Below are 20,002 nucleotides of genomic sequence, written 5' to 3' on the forward strand. Positions count from 1 at the left end.
CGCCGCGCCGCGGCGTCACTCGACCGTCGACGAAGCCGACACCCGTGCCGGGTCATGCGCATCCGATGCCGCCTCCACCCCCGCTTCCACGTCACGCACGCGGATCGCCGCCTGCATGCCAGACAACTTGAGTTCGGTCTCCTGATATTCGTTGACCGGTTCGGAATCGGCGACGATGCCGCAGCCCGCGAACAGCCGGCAGGCCCCGCCGTCGACCAGCGCGGAGCGCAGCGCGACGATGAAGTCGCCGTTGCCGTGCGCGTCGATCCAGCCGACGGGCGCCGCATACCAGCCGCGATCGAATCCTTCATGCGCGCGGATGTGGTCGAGCGCCGCGTCGCGCGGATGGCCGGCCACCGCCGGCGTCGGGTGCAGCGCCGCGATGACCTGCAGGAGCGTCGCGTCCGCGTTCAGCGTCGCGCGGATCGGCGTGCTCAGGTGCTGCAGCCTCGGCAGCCGGTGCAGCGACGGTTCCGCGGGCACGTCGAGCGCGCGCGACAGCGGCGTGAGCGCGGCGCGGATCGCGTCGACGACGAGCGCGTGTTCGAGCCGCTCCTTGGCGGAAGCCATCAGGGCTGCGCCGAGTGCGCGATCGTCGTCGGGCGTGGCGCCGCGCCGGATCGTCCCGGCCAGCGCATGCGTGCGCACGTTACCGGCCGCGACACGCGCGAGCCGTTCCGGCGTGGCGCCGACGAAGCAGGCGCCTTCTCGGCGAACCGCGAACAGGTGCGCGTGCGCGTCGCGCTTGCGCAGCCGGCGCAGCAGCGGCGCGATGGCAACGGGCCGCGCGTATTGTTCGAGCACGTCGCGCGCGAGCACGACCTTGCCGAACGCGCCGCCGTGGATCGCGTCCACCGCGCGCCGGACTTCGTGCTGCCATTCGCTCGCCTGGAGCGCCTGCGTGTGCAGCAGATGCGGTGCAGCGTCGTCGCGGGCGGCCGCGAGCGAGCCGAGCGACTCGATGCGCGCGAGACACGCATGCGCGAGCGCGGCCGGATCGTCGTGCGCGGCGACGACATGCTGGCAGACGGCCCAGTGCGCGTCGCCTTCGCGCACGATCAGCAGCGTCGCCACCGTCATGCTGGCGTCGGGAAACGGCGCCCAGTGCGCGCCGCGCGCGCCGCGCGGATCGAACCGGAAGCCGCCGACGGCGCGCGGCGGCTGCGGGCCGGCCGTCACGGCATCGCGAACGAGCGTGCGCCAGCGCGCATCGATCTGCGCGAAGCGCGTGTCGCCGGTGGCGGTCAGTTCGAGCGCGTTGTCCCAGCCGAACAGCGTGACGGATGTATCGCCGGCTTCGTGGAAGAACCACGGCGTGGCCCCGTCGTCCCACGCGGCGATCAGGTCGAAGAAGTCGAGCGGCCGCACCGGCACCGACACCGACGCGAGCGTCGGCGTGCCGGTGTCGGCGGCGCGGCGGGCCGCACGGGCGAACGTGTCGTGCAGCAGCGGGAGGCCGGCGTTCATGCGAGCCCCCGTTGCCGGCGCCAGTGCTGCGTTTGCTGCGCGATGTACCACGCGATCAGGCCGGCGAACAACGTTTCGACGTAGTCGCCGTCGAGGCCCGCCTGTTCGGCCCAGCGGCGCCGGTCGGGCAGCATCGCGGCCACCCGTTCCGGCGCGGCGATGCTCGCCTCGTCGGGCTTGAAGCGCGATGCAGCCTTCACGTACTGCATGCGCCGGCCGAGCGCGTCGATGATGCCGGCGTCCAGGCGATCGATGGCTTCGCGAATGTCGGGCAGCCCCGTGCAGGCGTCCGGTGTTTTCATGTGTACTCCTTTCCGTAACGAAGGGATTGGTCGATCCGTTCGACCAGGTGCGCGATCAGCGCCGGGTACTGGTGCCGCAGGTAGAAGTGGTCGCCGCTGAACGTCTCGATGCGGATCGGGCGCGACGCGACGTCCTGCCACGCGCGCGCTTCGTCGTCGTCGAGCTCGGAATCGGCAAGCGGCAGCATCACGCCGAGCGGCGTGTCGAGCCGCGGCGGCCGGTCGCGGCGATACGTCTCGATCGCACGGTAGTCGTGGCGGATCATCGGCAGGTAGATCGCGCGCATCTCCGGATCGGCGAGCAGCGCGGCGTGCTCGCCGGACAGCCGCGCGACATCGGCCACGAGCGCGTCGTCGGATTGCAGGTGCAGGTCGGACAGGCGCTGACGATGCGGCGGCGGCAACGCGGATACGGCCAGGTAAAGCGGCGCCGCGCCGCGCGCCTCGAGCCGCACCGCCACCTCGTACGCGAGCGCCGCGCCGAGGCTGTGCCCGAACAGCACGAGCGGCGCGTGCGCATAACGTTGCAGCGCGTCGGCGGCGGGGCCGGCGAGGGCGTCGATCGTCGTCAGGCACGGTTCGCCGAAGCGCTCCTCGCGGCCCGGATATTGCAGCGCGAGCAGGTCGACGTCCCATCGCAGCGCGCGGCTCCAGTTGCGAAAGAAATTCGCGGTGCCGCCTGCATGCGGGAAACACACGAGCTGCGCGCGCGGGCACGGCGACAGGCGCAGCTCGCGGATCCAGTTCGAACCGGTCGGTCGCGCGCTCATGCGGCCGCCGCCTGCAACTGGCGGCGCAGCAGGTCGCGCAGCGATTTCTTGCTGGTCTTGCCGATGCCGGTTTCCGGGAAGCGCGGCATGAACTCGATGCGATCGGGAATCTTGAAGGCCGCGAGCCCGCAGTCGCGCAGGTAGCGTTTCAGCACCAGCCTCGACGGCGCGGGTGCGCGTGCGACGACGAACGCGCACGTGCGCTCGCCGAGCAGCGGGTCGGGCATCGCGACCACCGCGGCGTCATGCACCTGCGGGTGCGCGAGCAGCAGGTTCTCCACTTCCTCGGCGGAGACCTTCTCGCCGCCGCGATTGATCTGGTCCTTGTCGCGGCCTTCGACGACGAGGTCGCCGTCGGCGGTGCGCCGCACGCGATCGCCGCTGCGATAGAAGCCGTCGGCCGTGAACGCGGTTGCATCGTGCCCGGCGAGCCGGTAGTAGCCGCGTATCGTGTACGGGCCGCGCACCTGCAGTTCGCCGATCTCGCCCGGTGCGACCGGTTCGCCGGTTTCGTCGACGATGCGCACTTCGTCGCCGTCCGACACCGGGCGGCCCTGTGTATGCGCGATCCGTTCCGGTGAATCGTCGAGCCGCGTGCAGCAGATGAGCCCTTCGGCCATCCCGAACACCTGTTGCAGCCGGCAGCCGAGCACGGGCGTCACGCGCGCGGCGGCGTGGTCCATCAACCGCGCGCCGCCGACCTGCAGCACGCGCAGGCTCGACAGGTCGGCCCGGCGTTGCGGCTGTTCGTCGAGCCACAGCAGCGCGAGCGGCGGCACGAGCGCGGTATGCGTGACGCGCTCCTGCGCGATCAGCGCGAAGCTCTGTTCGGGCTCGGGCCGCCCGGTCGCGACCACGCGGCCGCCCGCGAGTAGCGCACCGATCGTGCCGGGGCAGCACAGCGTGAAGTTGTGCGCCATCGGCAGCGCGGCGAGGTAGACGGTGCCGGCGTCGAATCCGCTCGCGACGCTGCACGCGCGCACGTTGTACAGGTATTCGCGATGGCGGCGCGGGATCAGCTTCGGCGTGCCGGTCGTGCCGCCCGACAGCTGGAAGCACGCGATGTCGTCGGCGCGTGCCGCGCATTCGCGCAGCGGCGGCGCGTCGTACAGCGCGTCGAATGGTGTGAACGCGTGATCGTCGCCGTCCATCACGACGTGCTCGAGCGTCGGGCAGTCGGCCTGCAATGCGGCCGCGAGCGGCCGGCAGTCGAACTCGCCGAGGTGTGCCGCGCACAGATACGCGCGCGCGCCGGCGAAGCGGCAGAACGCGCCGATCTCGTAGTGCCGGTGGGCAGGCAGCGCGAGCACCGGCCGCACCCCGAGCTGGAACAGCGCGAAGCAGGTCTCGATGAAGCGTGCGCCGTTCGGCAGATGGACGACGACCGCGTCGCCGCGCACCAGGCCCAGACGCGCGAGGCCGCCCGCAAGCCGGCGGATGCGCGCCAGCAGGTCGCGATAGCTGAGCCGGCAGGTGCCGTCAACGACCGCGAGCGCGTCGGGGGTGCGCTGCGCTTGCGCGTCGAGCGCCTCGAAGAACGTCGTGTCCTGCCAGTAGCCGGCGTCGCGATAGCGGTGTGCGAAGTCGTCGGGCCAGTCGGGCGCGTCGGCCGGGATGGCCGGCGCCACGGAGGGAAGGGAGGAGTGCATGCGCTGACCTTGGGTTCCGGCAAGTTGTCAAAAAATGTAAATGAGAGGTATTATCATTTGTAACAAGTGCCGCGATAACGTCGTTTCTTTCGATATCGCGGCAATTTCATTCGATCGGGCGCCTGCCGCGCGGCGCCCGCCCGGCCCGGCCGGAGAATCGGCCGGTTGCCGCCGGCGCGCGCCGGGCCGCGCGTGCCGCCTAACCAACGGACCTCCGATGAGCTCGACCTCCTTCGCTTCGTCACGACGTCACCCGCCGGTGCTCGTGCCCGGCAATCATCCGGGCGTGGTGCACATCGACGCGGGCATGAAACTCATGAGCGGCACGCTGTGCTCGGACAGCCGCGACTGGTACGAGGAGCCGCTCGAAAAAGGGCTGAAGCTCGTCCTCGTGCAGAGCGGGCAGTTGCGCTGCCGCGTGCCGGGCCAGCCCGAGCAGTGCATCAAGGGGCCGGGCCTGTGCGTGATCGCCAACGACGGCGAGTTCACGACGCACCAGATCTACGACCGCGACGTGCCGCTGCGCTACACGATCGTGCAGCTCGGCCTCGATGCGCTCGACCGCAACCTGAGCCTGTTGCCGGAGAAGATGCTCGCGCCGACGGGCGGCGATCCGCGCATCGTCAGTTGCCCGGCATCGAAGGCGCTGCAGGCGCTCGCGGTACAGATCGCGACGTGCCCGTTCGAGGGCGCGGTGCGCGAGTACTACCTGAAGGCCAAGGCATTCGAGCTGACCGCGCTGAGCGCGCAGCTGCTGGCGACGCAGCGGCAGTTCGCGCCGGCCGACGTGCGCGTCACGTCGTCGGACGTCGAGCGCGTGTACGCGGCGAGCGACATCCTCACGCGCGAGCTCCAGCAGCCGCCGACGCTCGATGCGCTCGCGGGCCGGGTGGGGATGAATTCGCGCAAGCTGACGGCCGGCTTCCGCAAGGTGTTCGGCACGAGCGTGTACGCGTACCTGCAGGAATACCGGCTGCGGACCGCGCACGCGATGCTGTGCGCGGAGGACGCGAACGTGTCGACCGTGGCGTACCGCGTCGGCTACAGCCCCGCGCATTTCTCGATCGCGTTCCGCAAGCGCTACGGCATTTCGCCGAGCGACATTCGCGCATCGTCGAACGCGATCGACGATGCCGAACTGGAGAGCGCGGCAATCTAAAACAACTGACCGGCCGCCTAAAGCAATCGACCGGGCTCATGGGCGTGAATGCGATAGATTCTCATTCACGGGTGGCCGCCGCCGCGCGGATCCGCCATCGAACGACCCATACAAGGCGTGCCCATGAGCCAGACCGCTGTCGATTCAACCATCGATCATTCCGATCCTTCCTGTTTTTCTCCCATTGCCTTTCGCTCGCAGCTCGTCGCGATGATCGCGGCGCTGCTCGACGAGCCCGTCGACGAAATCGCGTCGCTCGACGATGACGAGGACCTGCTGAGCTGCGGCCTCGATTCGATCCGGCTGATGTATCTGCAGACGCGCGTGAACCGGCTCGGCTACGCGCTGACGTTCGATGCGCTCGCGCGTACGCCGACGCTCGGCGCGTGGGCCGAGCTGCTCGCGAATGCACCGCGCGGCGCATCCGCGGCGCCCGACGTCGAAGCCGCCGAGGCGGTCGATGTCGACGTGCATGCGCCGTTCGACTTGTCCGCGGTGCAGCAGGCGTACTGGCTCGGCCGCGGCGACGGTGAAGTGCTCGGCAACGTGAGCTGCCACGCATTCCTCGAGTTTCGCAGCCGCGCGATCGATCCCGTTCGTCTCGACGCGGCGTGCCGACTCGTGCGCGAACGCCATCCGATGCTGCGTGCGCGCTTTGCCGGTGGCCGCCAGCAGATCGTCGCGGCACCCGAGGCGCCGGTGTTCGCGCATGCGGACTGGCGCGACCGGACGCCCGCCGAAGCGGAAACCGAATGGGTGTCGCTGCGCGCGTTCCGGTCGCACGAATGTCTCGACGTCGAGCACGCGCAGGTCTTCATGATGGGCCTCGCGCAGATGCCCGGCGGCGAGGATCGCGTGTGGCTGAGCGTCGACCTGCTCGCGGCCGACGTGGACAGCGTGCGGCTGCTGATGCAGGAGATCGGCGCCGCGTATGCCGAGCCGTCGGCGTTGCCCGACGCGCCGTCGACGTGGTTCCCGACCTGGCTCGCGCGTCGCGCGGCCGATACGCGCGATGCGCGGGCCGCGGCGCGCGACGCATGGCAGGCGCGGCTCGCGACGCTGCCGGAAGGGCCGGCGCTGCCGCTCGCCCGTGCGCCGGAAACGATCCGCGCGCCGCGTTTCAGCCGCGTCACGCATACGCTGAGCACGGCCGAACTGACGCGCCTGCAAGCGCGGGCCGCGCAGCATGGCGTCACGCTGTCGTCGGTGTTCGGTGCGGCGTTCGCCGCGGTGCTCGCGCGCTGGAGCGGCCGGCACGCGTTCCTGCTCAACGTGCCGCTGTTCGACCGGCACGGCGATGCGCCCGATCTCGGTCGCGTGATCGCCGATTTCACGACGCTGCTGCTCGTCGAATGCGACATGCGCGCCGACGCGAGCGCGGCCGACACGGTGCGCGCGTTCCAGCAGCGCCTGCACGGCGCGATCGCACAGGCTGCCTATCCGGCGCTCGACGTGCTGCGCGATGCGCGCCGGCAGGGTGCGCCGCGGGCGGCGCCCGTCGTGTTCTCGTGCAATCTCGGCGACGCGCCGTTCGTGCCCGACGCATTCGCGCGCGTGTTCGGCGATCTGCACGACATGATTTCGCAGACGCCGCAGGTGTGGCTCGATCACCAGCTCTATCGCGTGCCGGACGGCGCGTTGCTCGCATGGGACAGCGTCGACGGCCTGTTTCCCGACGGGATGGTCGATGCGATGTTCGGCGCGTATGTCGCGCTCGTGCAGGCGCTGTGCGATCGCGACTGGCGGCTGCCGATCGCGGTCGAGCTGCCGTCCGCGCAGCGACGCGTGCGCGATGCGCTTAACGCGGTGCCCGCTCCCGCGCGGCCGCGCACGCTGCATGCCGACTTCTTTGCATCGGCCGCGCGCGAGCCGGCGGCCGTCGCATTGCGGTGCGCCGAGCGCGTGGTGACGCGCGGCGAACTGGCCGCGCAGGCACTGGCGATCGCGGGTGGCCTGCGTGCCGCCGGGATCGGTCACGGCGATGCCGTCGAGATCAGCCTGCCGCGCGGGCCGGAACAGGTGGCCGCGGTGTTCGGCGTACTGGCCGCCGGCGCGTGTTACGTGCCGCTCGACATTGCGCAGCCGGCCGCGCGCAAGACGCTGATCGAACGCGCGGCCGGCGTGAAGGCCGCGATCGGCGACACGGCGCACGCGGATGCGTCGCTGCCGCGCTTCGATGTTGCCTCGCTGATCAAACATGCGCCGCTGGCCGCGCCGCTCGCGGTGGCGCCGCAGGCCACCGCGTACGTGATCTACACGTCCGGTTCGACGGGCGTGCCGAAGGGTGTCGAGATGACGCACGCGGCGGCGCTCAACACGATCGATGCGATCGATGCGCTGCTCGGCGTGCGTGCGCAAGACCGGCTGCTCGCGGTATCGGCGCTCGATTTCGACCTGTCGGTGTACGACCTGTTCGGCGTGCTCGGTGCCGGCGCCGAGCTCGTGCTGCCGACCCAGGACGACGCGCGCGACGCGGCGCGCTGGATCGACCTGATCGCGCAGCATCGCGTGACGCTGTGGAATTCGGCGCCCGCGCTGCTCGAAATGGCGCTGGCGGTGCCCGCTGCGGCCGACGCATGCCGCAGCGTGCGCGCGGCGCTGCTGTCCGGCGACTGGATCGCGCTCGACCTGCCGGCGCGGCTGCGCGAACGGTGCGGCGACGCATGTGCGTTCCATGCGCTCGGCGGCGCGACCGAGGCCGGCATCTGGTCGAACGTGCAGACGGTGCGCGACGTGCCGCCGCACTGGCGTTCGATTCCGTATGGCCGGCCGTTGCCGGGGCAGGCCTATCGCGTCGTCGATGCCGACGGCCGCGATGTGCCGGATTACGTGCCGGGCGAACTGCTGATCGGCGGCGACAGTCTCGCGCGCGGCTACCGCAACGATCCCGAGCTGACCGCGCAGCGCTTCGTGCAGCACGCGTCGGGCCGCTGGTATCGCACGGGCGACCGTGGCCGCTACTGGCCCGACGGCACGCTCGAATTCCTGGGGCGCGAGGATCGCCAGGTGAAGGTGCGCGGGCACCGGATCGAACTGGGCGAGATCGAGGCCGCGCTGGCCGCGCATCCGCAGATCGACGGTGCGTGCGCGAGTGTCGTGAATGGCGAGGTTGCGCGCATCGTCGCCGCATTCGTGCCGGCCGATTGCGGTGCCGACTGTGGTGCGGATCGCGTTGCCGATGCCGCGCCGCCGTCGCTTGCGGAGGCCGACCTGGCCGATACGGTCGAGGCGGAAGCGGCCGTTGTGCGCGCCGTCGCCGATCGGCTGCTCGATGGCGGCGCAGGCCTGCCGCCGTCGTTGCGTGCGCACCGGCACGCGAAAGGCGATGCGTCGATCTCCATCGACCGTGCGCTCGATCGGCTCGACTGGCATGCAACCGATCTCGACGATCTGACGGCGTCGCTGCGCGCGCTCGCAGCCGATCCGGATACGGCCGCGCAGCGCGTACCGCTGGACCCGTGCGTGGCACCGCTTGCGTTCGCGACGCGTTTGCCGGACGGCGCCCGCGCGCTGCGCGAGTTTGCCGGCGTGCTGGAGGCACAGGCCGCTGCACGCACCGGTGTGCTGCGGGTCGCGGTGATCGACGCCCGCGCCGGGCAATGGTTCGAAGCGGGCCTCGGCGTGCTCGACGATCCACGTTTCGACGTGACGCTGTTCGACGTGTCGCCGGGGCTGCTGCACACCGCACAGGCACGCTTCACCGTTACGAGGCCGGCGCTTCACACGATGCAGGACGGCTTGTTGCCCGCGCGGCATCTCGGAGAATTCGATTGCGTGATCAGTTTCGCGGCCGCGCATCTGCGCGACGATCCGCGCGATACGTTCCGGATCGCGGCAGCGTTGCTGGCGCAGGATGGCCGTTTGCTGTTCGCCGACGTGCTGCGCGACTCGCCGTTGCGTGAACTCGTCGCGAGCGTGGCGGGTGATGCGTCGTTGCCGCGGCCGTTCACGCCCGATGCGATCGCCGCCGCCGCGCATGCGTGCGGTTTTGCGCTCGACTCCCGAAGCTGGCGTTCGAACGCATTCGCGTGCATCGACGCGCGCCGTGCCGGCGAACCGGCCGCGCAAGCGGCGCTGGCCGACTGGCTGCGCGACCGCTTGCCCGACGCGATGCGCCCCGATGCGCTGTGGTGCATCGCGCGCTGGCCGCTCAACGCGAACGGCAAGATCGACCGGCGGGCGGTGGGCGAGGCGCTCGCGCGCGCGCTCGGCGACGCACCGGCCGCCCACGATGCATTCGTGCCGGCCGACGAACGGCAGGCGACGCTGCTCGCATGCTGGGAGCACGCGCTCGGCCGCCCGGCGAACGCGCGCGACGCGACGTTCTTCGCGCTCGGCGGCGACAGCCTGCTCGCGACGCGCCTGCTCGCGCAACTGCGCGAGCGGCTCGGCGTGCGGGTCGGGATGGCGGCGTTCTACCGGCAGCCGACGCTCGCGGGTCTTGCCGCGCAGCTCGACGAGGCCGCACCGGCCGCGCCGGCCCTGCAAGCCTCGCAGGCCGACGGCGACACGCGGGTTGCGACGATCGAGGAGGGCGTGCTGTGAGCTTCGATGACGTGCTCGATCTCTGCCGCGAACGCCAGATCGAACTGTGGTGCGACGACGGCGGCCAGTTGCGCTATCGCGCGCCGGCCGGCGCGCTCGATGCGGACCTGGCCGCGCGCATCAAGGCCGAACGCGACGCGTTCGTCCGCTTCCTGCAGGACGGCGCATGGCGCTGCGATCCGGTGCGCCGGCACGAGCGGTTCGCACTGACGCCGGTGCAGGCCGCGTACGTGCTCGGCCGCCACGAATCGTTCGAGTTCGGCGGCAATGCGTGCCATCTGTACGTCGAATACGGCGAGCCCGCGAATCTCGACTGCGTGCGCTTCGAGGCGGCGTGGAACGCGTGCGTCGCGCGGCATCCGATGCTGCGCGCGATCATCGAGGACAACGCATGGCAACGCGTGCTGCCCGACGTGCCGTGGCAGCCGCTCGTGGTGAACGACCTGCGCGATGCCGACGCGAACGCGTTCGACGCGCACGTAAGGCGCGTGCGCGAGCGTCTCGACCATGCGGTGCACGCGCTCGACCGCTGGCCGGTGCTGCAGCCGGAAGTGAGCCTCGGGCCGGATGGTGCGGTGCTGCACCTGTCGGTCGATTTCACGCTGATCGACTATGCGAGCCTGCAATTGCTGCTCGCCGAATGGCGGCGCCGCTACGACGACCCGCAGTGGCAGCCCGAGCCGCTCGACGCGACGTTCCGCGACTACGTCGTCAACGAAGCCCATGCCGGCACGCGCGCGGATCATGCGCGCGACAAGGCGTGGTGGCTTGCACGCATCGACGATCTGCCGCCGCGCCCCGATCTGCCGGTGGTGCCCGCGATGCCGTCCGACGCGCGGCCGCGCTTCACGCACCGGCATGCGCGGCTCGATCGTGCGCAATGGGCCGCGCTGAGCGGCCACGCGAGCCGCTTCGGCCTGAGCGCGGCGAGTGTCGCGCTGGCCGCGTTCGCCGAAGTCGTCGGCCGCTGGAGCCAGTCGCCCGCGTTCTGCCTGAACCTGACGGTGCTGAACCGGCCGCCCGTGCATCCGCGCATCGACGCGGTGCTCGGCGATTTCACCGCGCTGAGCTTGCTCGCGGTCGATGCGACGCAAGGGCGCGATTTCGTCGAGCGTGCCCGCACGATCGGCGCGCGGATGTTCGACGACCTTGACCATCGAGCGTTTACCGGTGTCGACGTGATGCGCGAACTAGCGCGACGGCGCGGCAAGGATGCGGCGCTGATGCCGGTGGTGTTCACGAGCGGCATCGGCAGTGTCGGCCGGCTGCTCGGCGAACACGCGGCCCGCGCCGAGCCGCCGCGCTACATGATCAGCCAGACGCCGCAGGTGTGGCTCGACTGTCAGGTGACCGATCAGTTCGGCGGCCTGGAAATCGGCTGGGACGTGCGCGACGACCTGTTTCCGGACGGGATGCCCGCGGCGATGTTCGACGCGTACGTCGCCCTGCTGGGCCGGCTCGCCGCCGACGCGGCATGGTGGTCGCGCGCGGGCGACATCGTGCTGCCGTCCGATGCGCCCGCCGCCGGAATCCATCCGGATGCGGAGTCGCACATCGCGGCCGGTTTCGCCGCGCAGGCGTTGCGTACGCCCGATGCGCCGGTGGTGATCGATGCGCAGGGGGCGCGCACGTATCGCGACGTCGCGCAGCACGCGGCGGCGCTGCGGTCGGCGCTCGAACAGGCCGGCGTCGCCGCGGGCGATACCGTCGCGGTGCTGATGCCGAAGTGCGCGCACCAGCTCGTGGCCGTGCTCGCGATCGTCCAGGCGGGCGCCGCTTACGTGCCGGTCGACAGCCGCCAGCCGGCGCTGCGGCAACAGGCGATCCTGCGCAATGCGCGGGTGCGTGCGGTCGTCAGCGTGCAGGCGATCGAGTTCGAACACGACGGGTGCGTGCGCATCGATGTCGATGCCGTGCCGATCGATCCGCAATGGCCGCCGCGCGCCGCGCGCGACATCGCCGGCGACGCGCTCGCGTACGTGATCTATACGTCGGGCTCCACCGGCGAGCCCAAGGGCGTGATGCTGAGCCACGCGGCCGTGTGCAACACGCTGGCCGACATCAGCGCGCGCCATGAAGTGGGCGACGGCGACGTGGTGCTCGGCCTGGCCGAGTTGAGCTTCGACCTGTCCGTCTACGACTTCTTCGGCGCGACCGCGCGCGGCGCGTGCATCGTGCTGCCCGATCCGGCGCGCGGCAACGATCCGTCGCATTGGGCCGCGCTGATGGCGCGCCATCGCGTGACGCTGTGGAATTCGGTTCCCGCGCAAGGGCAGATGCTGATCGACTACGTCGAAAGCGAACCGGCGCTCGATATGCCGGGCCCGCGCCGCGTGCTGTGGTCGGGCGACTGGATTCCGGTGACGCTCCCCACCCGCTGGTGGCGGCGCTGGCCCGACAGCGCGCTGTTCAGCCTCGGCGGCGCGACCGAGGCATCGATCTGGTCGATCGAGCATCCGATCCGTCCGGCGGACACGCAGCTGGCCAGTATTCCTTACGGCCGCGCGCTGACCGGGCAGACGATGGAGGTGCTCGACGCGCTCGGCCGGCCGTGCCCGCCGGGCGTGCGCGGCGAGATCCATATCGGCGGCGTCGGGCTGGCGACGGGTTACTCGAACGATCCGGTGCGAACGGCCGAACGCTTCATCCGTCATGGCGACGGGCGGCGACTCTATCGCACCGGCGATCTCGGCCGCGTGCGCGCGGACGGTTCGCTCGAATTCCTCGGGCGGCAGGACGATCAGGTGAAGATCCGCGGCTACCGGATCGAGCTGGCCGAGATCGATGCGGCGCTGACCGCACATCCGCTCGTCGGCGCGGCCGCGACGATCGTGCTCGGCGACGGCACGGAGCGCCGGCTCGCGAGCTTCGTGTCGCTGCATGGCGCGGAGCCGCCGCAGCAGGACGACGCGCTGCACGAGATCGCGGCGCACGTGCGCACGGCGTTCGACGCCGCGCGCTGGCCCGCGCACGCGGACGTGGCGCGGTCGGTCGCCCGGCTCGAAGCGGCCTGCGTTGCGTCGCTGGCAGCGTGGATCGTGCCGGCGGGGGCGCTGACCGAGGAGGCGGCGACGGACTTCGCGACGTTGTGCGAACGGTTGCGCGTGCCGGCGGCGCGACAGCATCTGCTGCGTCACTGGCTCGCGATGCTCGACCGGCACGGCGTGCTGCACGCGGATGCCGATGGCGGCTGGCGCAGGCGGCCCGATGCCGGCCACGCCGATGCGCATGCCTGCTGGGACGCGTTTGCGCAGGATGCGTCGCCCGATCTGTGGCCAGCCGTCCTCGTCGACTACTTCCGCGACAGCGCGGGATGCATCGACGTGCAGGTGGACGGCACCGTGTCGCCCGCCGGCCTGATGTTCCCGGAAGGCGCGTCGCATATCGCCGTCGCGATGTACAGCGACGGCGAACATGCGCGGGCCCTGCATGACGGAATGGCACAGGCCGTGCGTGCGATCGTCGCGCGCGAGCCGCAGCGCCCGCGGCGCATCCTCGAGATCGGCGCGGGCACGGCCGCGGCGACGCGGGCGATCGTCGACGCGCTCGCGCCGCTGGTCGAAGCGGGCGCGCGGATCGACTACCTGTTCAGCGACGTGTCGAGCTATTTCCTCGCGGCGGCACGCGAGCGCTTCGCCGCGTATCCGTGGATGCGGTTCGAGCGGTTCGACATGAACGCGGCGCTCGACGCGCAGGGTATTGCGCCGCATTCGATCGACATCACGATCAGCTCCGGCGCACTGAACAATGCGCGCGACACGGTCGCGCTGGTCGCCGGATTGCGTGCGCTGTCGGCGGCGGATGCGTGGTGGGTGATCCAGGAACTGACGACCGAGCATCCGGAGATCAGCATCAGCCAGGGGTTGATGATGGAAACGCCGCACGACGCGCGCGTCGAATCGGCGCGTCTGTTCGTGCCGCGCGCGCAGTGGCTCGAATGGCTGCAAGCGGCGGGCGGCGATCGCGCGCTCGGTTGCGTGGCACCCGGCACGCCGCTCGACGCACTCGGTTACGACATCCTGCTCGCGCACGTGAAGCGCGGGGCGGCGCGCATCGCGCCGGACGCGCTGCTGGCATGCGTCGCGGAGCGCGTGCCGGGTTACATGGTGCCGTCGCAATTGCGCGTGCTCGACCGCCTGCCCGTGACCGCGAACGGCAAGATCGATCGCCGCACGCTGGCCGGCATCGCCGGCATCCGCGAACCGGAGCCGGCGACTGCTCGACAGGCTCACGCGCAGGCCGCCGCCGATCCGCTGCTGGCGCGGCTGATCGGCTTGTGGGAAGCCGTGCTCGATACGCGCAACGTCACGCCCGATCAGGACTTCTTCGCCGCGGGCGGCGATTCGCTGCTGATCGCGCAACTCGTGTCGCGGCTGCGCGGCGAGGAACCGCTCGCGCATGCGCATCCGTTCGACCGGTTGCTGCGCTGGGTGCTCGCGCAACCGACGCCCGCCGCGTTCGCGCAATGCCTGCGCGACGCGGATGCGCAGCCGTCGGGCAGCGCATCGCCGGTTGCGCCGGCCGCGCCGCGCAGCGCGCACGTTTCGGCGGTCGTCCATGCGCCGGCGCCGCGCGTGCGCGCCGACGTGCGGCCGATCCCGCTCGCGCCCGGCGACGGCGTGCCGCGCGTGATCGTGCATGAAGGGCTCGGCACCGTGCACGCGTATCGTCCGGTCATGCCGGCGCTCGCGCGGCTCGGCCCGGTGCTCGGCTTCGCGGTGCGCGACGCGCAGGACTATCTCGACCTGCCGGCACGCCACCTGAACGCGACGCTCGGCCGGCGTTATGCGGATGCGCTGTGGCGCACCGGCGTGCGCGAGGTCGACGTGCTCGGCTACTGCTCGGGCGGGCTGGTCGCGCTCGAAATGGCGAAGTCGCTGGTGCAGCTCGGCGTCGAGGTGCGCACGCTCGACATCGTGTCGAGCTACCGGATTCCCTACCTGATCGAAGACGAGCGGCTCGTGCTGTTCAACTTCGCGGCGACGCTCGGGCTGCCGCTCGACGCGCTCGGGTTTCCGGAAACGTATGTGCTGGCCGACGCACTCGCCGACGCATTGAAGGCCGACCCCGCGCGTCTCGCGCCCGGCAGCCTGCAGGCGCAGCTGGAGATTTTCGGCGACCGCTGCGAGCCGCTCGACACGTTGCGCCGCCGCGTGCTGCGTGCGGCCGCCGGATTGTCGATGCAGGACGAAGTCGCGCATCCGCTGCTCGACGAGCGCGAACGGCTATACCGGCTTTTCATGCATTCGGTGCAGGCGAGCCACTGGGCGGGCGACGCGCCATACGCGGGTGCGCTGCGGCTGTTCGTGCCGGAGCGCTGCAACCCGCTGATTCCGCAGCAGCGCGCGGCGCTCACCGAATACTGGACGGCACAGGCGCTCGGCGGCATCACGTCCGTCGACATCCCCGGCGGTCATTTCGACTGCCTGAACGCCGCGTTCGTCGACACCCGCCTGAAGGAGGCGCAATGAAGGCTCATCCGCTGCCGGTCGTCGTGGCCGGCTCCCGCTTCGGCCAGTTCTATGCGGCGGGCCTCGCCGCGTCCGGCACGTATCGCGTCGCCGGCATCCTGGGGCAAGGCAGCGCGCGTACCGCCGCGCTGGCCGCGCGCGTCGGCGCGCCCGTGTTCGACCGTCCGGAAGCGTTGCCCGACGACGTGCGCGCCGCGTGTGTCGCGGTCGGCGGCGCGGCGCGCGGGGCCAACGGGGCCGCGCTCGCGTGCCGGCTGCTCGAGCGCGGGATCGACGTCGTGATCGAGCATCCGCTGCTGCCCGACGAATGGGACCGCGTGCTGCGCACCGCGTCGCGTCACGGCCGGCGCTGCCTGCTCAACAGTTTCTATCCGAACCTGCCGGTCGTCTCCCGCTTCATCGCGGTCGCGCGACGGCTGCGTGAAACGAGCGCGCCCGTGCATGCGGATGTCGTGTGCTCGGTGCAGGCCAGTTACGCGGCGCTCGACGTGCTCGCCGCCGCGCTGCAGGGCGTGGGCCCGTGGTCGGTCGAGCCGGTCGGGCCGGCACTGTCGTCGATGCGCGAATGCGCGATGGTGCTCGCCGAAACGCCGGTCTCGCTGCGCGTGCACAACGAGATGGCGGCGGCCGACGACGGCCGGATGAGCATGCTGTTCAGCATCACGCTGACGACGGACGCCGGCACGTGGACGCTCGCGTCGCCGCATGGCCCGCTGTGGTGGGCGCCCGCGCTGCGCGAACCGGCGACGGACGACGACGGGCTGTTCCCGATCTTCGGCGACGCGGCGGGCGACGACATGCCGAGCATCCAGATCTGCGACGATGCGCGCGATACGTGGGGCGCGATTCATGCCCGCAGCTGGCCGCAGGCGGCCGTGCGCGCGGTCGACCGGCTCGTGTCGGGCGAAGGGTTGCACGCGTGCAACCAGCGCAGCATCGACGTGGCGCGCGTCTGGCAGCAACTGACGATGCAGCTCGGTTTTCCGGAGCAGCCGCCGGGCGACGCGTGCGCTGCCACGCTCGGCATGCTGCTGGAGCGTGCCGCATGAAGGGGCCGTTGCTTTCGATGTTGCGGCCGTTCGCGGTGCCGCTTGCGGCGGCGGTCGTGCTGCAGGCGCTGGCGGGTGTCGCGTCGCTCGTGCCGTGGCTCGCGCTCGGCCGTATCGCCGACGCATGGCGCGCGACGGCCCAGCTCGACGCGACGGCGCGCGGCTGGCTCGTCGCGGCCGTGGCGGCCGGCGTGTGCTGGCTGGGCGGCCAGACGGTCGCGCTGCACCTGACCCACCGTGTCGACGCCGATCTCGCCGACCGCTTGCGCAGGCGGCTCGCCGATCATCTGCAACGCTTGCCGCTCGGCTGGTTCGCGCGCGCGGGCAGCGACCGCGTCGCGCGTCACGTCGACCAGGACGTGCGCGCGCTGCACCAGCTCGTCGCGCATGCACCGGCCGACGTCACGCAACTCGTCGTCGTGCCGTGCGCGGCGCTGGCGTGCCTGCTTTACCTGAATCCCGTGCTGCTCGCCTTTGCGCTGGTCCCGCTCGTCGCGGGCGCCGCGCTGTTCCGCTGGATGCGCTCGGCGCGGTTCGCACCGGCTGTCGCGGCGCGCAACGCGGCACTCGAACAGCTGATGGGCGATTACGCGCAACTCGCGCAGAACCCGGCGCTCGTGCGGCAGTATCCGGGCGCGGGCATCGAGGCGGCCGCGCTCGCGTCGACCGGGCGCTTCGACCAGGCGTTTTCGGCGTGGGTCGGCCGCGTCGGCGGGCCCGGTGCCTGCACGCAGGTGCTGCTCGGCACGCCGTTCCTGCTCGCGTGGGTCGTGTTCGGCGCGACGTGGCTCACGGCCGGCCGCCTGCCGGTCGGCGAACTGTGCGCGTTCGCACTGCTGATCTGGGCGGTCGCCACGCCGGTGCGGGCGCTCGGCCACGGTGCCGATGCGTTGCGCGAAGCGCGCGCGGCCGCTGTGCGCCTCGATGCGTTGCTCGCGCAGCCGGGCCTGCCCGAGCCGGCCGACGGCGCGGCACTGGTGCCGCGCGATGCGTCGATCGAGCTGCGCGGCGTGAGCGTCGACATCGACGGCACGCCGATCCTGCGCGACATCGACGCGACGGTCGCGGCGGGCACGACCACCGCGATCGTCGGGCCGTCGGGTGCCGGCAAGAGCACGCTGCTGATGCTGCTCGCGCGCTTCATGGACCCCGACCGCGGCACGGTGCGGCTCGGCGGCGCCGACCTGCGGCTGCTCGCGCCGGATACGCGGCGCGAGCAGGTGGCGATGGTGTTCCAGCAGGCCGCCGCGCTCGACGTGTCGATTGCCGCGAACATCGCGCTGTACCGGCCCGATGCCGATCACGACGCGATTCGCGCGGCCGCGCGCGCCGCCTGTCTCGACGAACGCATCGATGCGTTGCCGGGCGGCTACGGTTGCGTGTGCGGGCGCGACGTGCGGCTGTCCGGCGGCGAGCTGCAGCGGCTGGCGATTGCACGTGCGCTGCTGTCGACGGCGCCGCTGTTGCTGCTCGACGAACCGGCATCGGCACTCGATCCGCAAACCGGGCGCGCATTGCGCAATGCGCTGCGCGGCGACGCGCGTACGCGCGTGATCGTCAGCCACGATCTCGACGCGATCCGGCAGGCGGACCAGATTCTCGTGATGGACCGCGGCCGCATCGTCGAGCGCGGCACGCATGCGGCGCTGCTGGCCGCGTGCGGGCTGTATGCGCGGCTGTGGCGCGAACGCGGTGCCGCGGACGGGGAGGCCGCATGATGATGAAATCGCTCAAACGTTTGCAGTGCCTGCCATCCGGCACACGCCGCGCGCTGTGGCGCGGGGTCGGCTGGGCGGTGGCGGCCGCGTTGCTCGACGGCGCCTGCGGGTTGCTGCTCGTGCCGTTGATCCGCGCGTGGTTCGCCGGCGCGCAGGCAGCCGTGTTGCACTGGACGATCGCGCTCGGTGTGCTGACCCTGTGCCACGCATTCGTGCTGTACGTCGCGCAGCGCGGCGGCTATCGCGCGGGCGGCGCGCTCGCGGCCGGTCTCGTCGAACGCCTCGTGCGGCACCTGCCGCGCATCGTGTCGTGGCAGGCCGTGCGCGACAGTCATCCGGCCGGGCTGTTGCGCGGGCCGGTCATGCAGGCGATGGGGATTCCGGCGCACCTGCTCGGGCCGCTGATCGGCGCGGTCGTGACGCCGCTTGCGGTCGTCGCCGGGCTCGCGTGGATCGACTGGCGCATCGCGCTGTGCCTCGCGGCAGCCGCCGTGTTGCTGTTCGCGCTGCTCGAGCGCGGCGGCACGCGCACCCTTGCGTTCGAGCAGGCGCGCGCGTCCGGCGATCGCGACATGGCCGTTCAGCTTCAGACCTTCGCCGCGCATCAGGGGCTGCTGCGCTTCGCGGGCCGCGAAGGCGAAGCGCGCGCGGCGCTGATGCACGCGTTCGACGCGCAGCATCGCCGCACGCGCGCGCTGATGCGCCGCTCGCTGCCGATCGAACTCGGCTTCGCGGGCGCGGTGCAGGGCGTGTTCGTCGCGATGCTGGCGGGCGGCGCATGGGCCGTCTCGGCGGGCCGGCTCGATGCCGCGACGGCCGTGGCGGTGCTCGTGCTGCTCGTGCGTTTCATCGAACCGCTCGCGCAGCTCACGCAGCTCGACCAGGCGCTGCGCGGCGCCTGGCGCGCACTCGACACCGTGCTCGCGGTGCTGCATGCGCCGCGTTTCGACAGCCCCGAACGCGGCACGCCGGTACACGACGCGAGTGTCGACGCGGTGCGCGTCGGCTACCGTTCGCCCGCCGGCGCGACGCTGCTGGACGGCGTCGACCTGCATTGCCCGGCGGGTGGCTTCGTCGCGATCGTCGGCCCCACGGGTGCCGGCAAGAGCACGCTGCTCGGCCTGCTCGCGCGGCTCGACGATCCGGGCGCCGGGCGCGTGCTGCTCGGCCGCGCCGATGTGCGGCACCTGAGCGAGGCGACGCTCGCGGCGACGCGCAACCTCGTGTTCCAGGACAACGGGCTGTTTCGCGGCAGCCTCGCGTGGAACGTGCGGATGGGCCGCCCGGACGCGACCGATGCCGAACTGCGCGACGCGCTCGACGCGGCCGGCCTGCTGCACGACGCCGAGCGCTTGCCGGACGGGCTCGAATCCGACGTGGGGCCGGGCGGCCAGTTGCTGTCGGGCGGGCAGCGCCAGCGGGCGTGCCTGGCGCGCGCGCTGCTGTCGCGTGCGCCGGTGCTGATGTTCGACGAGCCGACCGCGAGCCTCGACGAATCGAGTGCGCGGCGCGTGCGCGACAGCCTCGTCGCGCTGCGCGGGCAGCGCACGCGCATTGTCGTCACGCACCAGCCGGCGCTCGCGGCGGCCGCCGACACGATCGTCGTGCTCGATGCGGGCCGCGTGCGGGCGACCGGCACGCACGCGCAGCTCGTCGAGGCCGACGCGTGGTACGCGGCCTTCGCCCGCGCGGGGCGGGGGCTCGACGGGCTGCCGCCGGACGATCTGGAGGCTAACGACGCAGAGGACGCTGTGGGCGCTTCGAACGCGGAAGCCCGGCCGGCCGAATCCGAACACTGACGTGAACAATGCGGGCCGGCGTGCCCGGAATCGATAGGAAAAGCCCCTCGATCGAAAAATGGCCTGCCGGTTC

General features: G+C 71.7%; 10 protein-coding genes. 6 read left to right on the top strand and 4 right to left on the bottom strand.

The window, feature by feature from the left end:
* Nucleotides 1-15 precede the first annotated feature (15 nt).
* Genes VK92_RS03790 through VK92_RS03805 form a run of 4 tightly spaced genes read right to left on the bottom strand, consistent with a single transcriptional unit; the run spans nucleotide 16 to nucleotide 4,188 of the window.
* Nucleotides 16-1,467 (bottom strand): isochorismate synthase, encoded by a 1,452-nt coding sequence (locus tag VK92_RS03790; protein ID WP_048024784.1) that lies wholly within the window; start codon nucleotides 1,465-1,467, stop codon nucleotides 16-18.
* Nucleotides 1,464-1,769: an isochorismate lyase gene (locus tag VK92_RS03795; protein WP_048024780.1), complete on the bottom strand. Its 306-nt coding sequence runs from the start codon at nucleotides 1,767-1,769 to the stop codon at nucleotides 1,464-1,466. The genes VK92_RS03790 and VK92_RS03795 overlap by 4 nt, the downstream gene beginning before the upstream one ends.
* Nucleotides 1,766-2,539 carry a thioesterase II family protein gene (locus VK92_RS03800; protein WP_048024778.1) on the bottom strand — a complete coding sequence of 258 codons (774 nt, stop codon included), beginning with the start codon at nucleotides 2,537-2,539 and terminating at the stop codon, nucleotides 1,766-1,768. Before VK92_RS03800 ends, VK92_RS03795 begins: the two co-directional genes overlap by 4 nt.
* A complete protein-coding gene (locus VK92_RS03805) occupies nucleotides 2,536-4,188 on the bottom strand; it encodes a (2,3-dihydroxybenzoyl)adenylate synthase (protein WP_048024777.1) in 1,653 nt (550 codons plus the stop codon). The genes VK92_RS03800 and VK92_RS03805 overlap by 4 nt, the downstream gene beginning before the upstream one ends.
* Before the next feature lie 217 nt (nucleotides 4,189-4,405).
* Between VK92_RS03805 and VK92_RS03810 the strand changes: the two genes are divergently transcribed.
* The 6 genes from VK92_RS03810 (at nucleotide 4,406) to VK92_RS03835 (ending at nucleotide 19,929) form a co-directional block, all read left to right on the top strand.
* Nucleotides 4,406-5,347, top strand: a complete 942-nt coding sequence (locus VK92_RS03810; protein ID WP_021163802.1) for a helix-turn-helix transcriptional regulator — start codon at nucleotides 4,406-4,408, stop codon at nucleotides 5,345-5,347.
* 123 nt (nucleotides 5,348-5,470) lie between these two features.
* A complete protein-coding gene (locus VK92_RS03815; RefSeq protein WP_048024775.1) occupies nucleotides 5,471-9,892 on the top strand; it encodes a non-ribosomal peptide synthetase in 4,422 nt (1,473 codons plus the stop codon).
* The gene (locus VK92_RS03820; RefSeq protein WP_048024773.1) at nucleotides 9,889-15,363 is read left to right on the top strand and encodes a non-ribosomal peptide synthetase; all 5,475 of its coding nucleotides are present in this window, start codon (nucleotides 9,889-9,891) and stop codon (nucleotides 15,361-15,363) included. Before VK92_RS03815 ends, VK92_RS03820 begins: the two co-directional genes overlap by 4 nt.
* The gene (locus VK92_RS03825; protein WP_048024772.1) at nucleotides 15,360-16,412 is read left to right on the top strand and encodes a Gfo/Idh/MocA family oxidoreductase; all 1,053 of its coding nucleotides are present in this window, start codon (nucleotides 15,360-15,362) and stop codon (nucleotides 16,410-16,412) included. Before VK92_RS03820 ends, VK92_RS03825 begins: the two co-directional genes overlap by 4 nt.
* Nucleotides 16,409-18,130, top strand: coding sequence for an ABC transporter ATP-binding protein (locus tag VK92_RS03830; protein ID WP_048024771.1), 1,722 nt, complete (start codon nucleotides 16,409-16,411; stop codon nucleotides 18,128-18,130). The genes VK92_RS03825 and VK92_RS03830 overlap by 4 nt, the downstream gene beginning before the upstream one ends.
* A complete protein-coding gene (locus tag VK92_RS03835; protein ID WP_048024770.1) occupies nucleotides 18,127-19,929 on the top strand; it encodes an ABC transporter ATP-binding protein in 1,803 nt (600 codons plus the stop codon). The genes VK92_RS03830 and VK92_RS03835 overlap by 4 nt, the downstream gene beginning before the upstream one ends.
* Nucleotides 19,930-20,002: the final 73 nt, after the last annotated feature.

Source organism: Burkholderia sp. LK4 (assembly GCF_001043615.1).
In the GTDB taxonomy this organism is placed as follows: Bacteria; Pseudomonadota; Gammaproteobacteria; order Burkholderiales; family Burkholderiaceae; genus Burkholderia; species Burkholderia cepacia.